Genomic DNA, 2,642 nt, shown 5'->3' with positions numbered 1-2,642 from the left:
ATTAGGGGTCGAGAAGGTCGTCACCGACCTCCCCTCCCATTCAGAACCGTGCATGAGACTTTCACCTCACACGGCTCCTAGTTTGACTGTTCCTTTGTTAAGGATACAGCTTGACTTCTTTTGGTTGTCTTTGTATTATCTACATTAACGTCGGATGATGTTAATGTAGATGATTTAAGGTTTCCATCAGATGCCGATTTATCATCGTGACAGTGGCGGTGTAGTAATTGAAGGTTCTTGTATTCATCCTTTCCGCCTAAGCTTAGAGGGTGAATGTGGTCAACTTCAATTAAATCCGATGAGGTGAAATATTGCCCACATCGGCTACACTTGCCTTGTTGCTTTTTGAGTAGTTTGGCTACTCTTGTAGGTGTGTCGATTGCTTGTCCTCGTCTGGTCGCCCAGTAAGTCCAATTTCCGTCGTATGGTGAAGCGTCGGCGCGTACTAGGGTATGTCTGACAATTGGTGTCCAGTTATGTTTCCATAATTGTTGACCGTCTTTGGTTTGGAATAACCAAGATTCATGTCTTTCTTTCCCATTGCTGAGTTTGAATGTACTCGTTCTAAAGTAATTTCTTAGCTTTTCGTAGTTTGCTTTACCGCATCTTGATACTGTCCATGCCCTTAACATTAACCAGATTGTGTAATCTAGTTTATTGAAGGTATCTGTGGATACTACTCCTGAGTAGTAGTTAGCCCAACCTCTAATGATTGGGTTTAGATGACTAATCAGGGCTGATTGAGGTGCTGTTTTATATTTTTTAATTACACCTTTAATCGCTTCTGTGTGGGCTTTAACTGCTTTTTGACTGGGTTTAATGTGGGTTTTGTGACCAATTAATTGGCTTCTCCACCCTCCTGTTTTCCCAGATTTGTATTTTCCTGTTGGATATTGCCTGATATTGAATCCTAGAAAGTCGAAACCGGGTTCTTCCATTTTCCCATTATATTCGATGGGGTTAAGCGTATGACACACTCTGGTTTTTTCTGGTTTGAGTTCTAATCCAATAGGCTTTAACCATTCGAAAATGGCAGTTTTGCACTGTTCAATGATTTCGAGTGATGGTGAGATCACTACGAAGTCATCGGCGTATCTTATTAAAACAGCTTGATTACCCTTCTTTTTGGGGAATAGTGTTTCGATTAATCTTGCCATTCCATCCAGTGCGATGTTGGCTAGTAGTGGACTTATTACCCCTCCTTGGGGTGTCCCTGTTTCTGTTTCTTCAAATACGCCGTTATCCAATACTCCTGCTTTAAGCCATTGTTTAATGTCTCTTTTCAGGGAGTTTGGACAATGAATTTTTGACAGTAAAAAGTTGTGATTAATTCGGTCAAAACACTTGGTAATATCAGCATCTAATACAAAGTAGCTACCTTGATTGATGGTGATATATATTTTTGATATTGCATCATGGGCAGACCTTCCGGGTCGAAAACCATAGCTGGTTCCTTCCATTTTTGACTCCCATTCTGGTTCAAGTGCCGATTTAATCAACGCTTGTCTAGCTCTGTCTTTGATGGTTGGTATTCCTAATGGGCGTTTTTCATCCCTACCGGGTTTAGGAATCCACACCCTTCTTAGCGGTTTTGCTTTAAGTGTTCCTTTGATTTCTTCGGTTAGATTTAGCCTTTGTTTTGGGGATATTGCTATCACTCCATCGACTCCTGCTGTTTTCTTTCCTTGATTATCTTGGGTTACTTTGCGAACTGCTAATAGACGAGCATAGTATGATTTCACCAATAGACGTTGCAACCTTCTAACCTTTGCATCCTGTCCCGATTTAGCCGCTTGGTATATTCTCTTTTGGAGCTTGAAAACGTATCTTTGGACTTTCGCCCAATTGATAGCTTTCCATACATTCGTAGTCTTAGTGGTTTTCGGTTTCCCGAATCCTTTACCTTCTCTCGATTTCGTCATATAGACTCCTACTAGACTCTATCCTTACATTCAAACCGTAACCGTTCGGCTGAGCTCACGGCCGAAGCCTGTTAGCATATCCTGACTATTGCTGTCAGGCGTTGGCTTTTGGTTACATCTCACACCCTTGAAGGCTTGCGCTTACACTTATCACTACTGGGCATTTCGACCGATACCCAGAGCCTAGAAGGGTTTATCACGTTCCGTTTATATGGGCATTCCATCTTTAGATTTGTCCTATCCACCGGGGTACTTTAAAAGGTCTGTGTAAGTGGTACAAAAAATTTCCCTTACTATTTTTCCCCTTGTTCTTTTTGAACGCAGTGTGTCAACCTGTTTCACTACTAGATTATTTACGATGGTTCAAGTCGGACATTCGGCTCACGCCTAATCATGGATGGTTGGCAGTGGTCTCGGTTCTGGTGTTAGGTTACACCTCGGAGCCTTCCGTTCCCCGCTTCAGTCCCAGAGTTGTGACTTCTGAATCTGGGGGTGGCTATCGCCGTTACTCTCAACTTTGTAAATAATTGTTACAAAGTGTATTGACCTTGAGTCCCCTTGCCTAGTTTGGTATCGACGTGATACTAAACGTTGGGACATATAAACAGTTATAAGGTTGGTCAGGGTTGACCTATTAGATTCAGTCAGGGGACTGAAGACCTTATTAGGCGGTTATTTCAGGCATTACAGCCTTATTTCGTGCCTAAACGTTTCGCACTT

At 42.2% G+C, this 2,642-nt stretch carries 1 protein-coding gene; it reads right to left on the bottom strand.

The genetic code is table 11. The features are described 5' to 3' along the window. Positions 1-77 precede the first annotated feature (77 nt). A complete protein-coding gene (gene ltrA, locus IQ234_RS20505; RefSeq protein WP_193958428.1) occupies positions 78-1,922 on the bottom strand; it encodes a group II intron reverse transcriptase/maturase in 1,845 nt (614 codons plus the stop codon). Positions 1,923-2,642 lie beyond the last annotated feature (720 nt).

The organism is Microcystis aeruginosa LEGE 91341 (assembly GCF_015206885.1).
GTDB classification, from domain to species: Bacteria; Cyanobacteriota; Cyanobacteriia; order Cyanobacteriales; family Microcystaceae; genus Microcystis; species Microcystis aeruginosa_H.
This window is presented reverse-complemented; position numbering and strand designations above follow the sequence as displayed.

Bases quoted from the DNA above. Each gene is read 5' to 3' on its own strand.
- ltrA (WP_193958428.1), bottom strand. From the start codon at position 1,922: ATGACGAAATCGAGAGAAGGTAAAGGATTCGGGAAACCGAAAACCACT.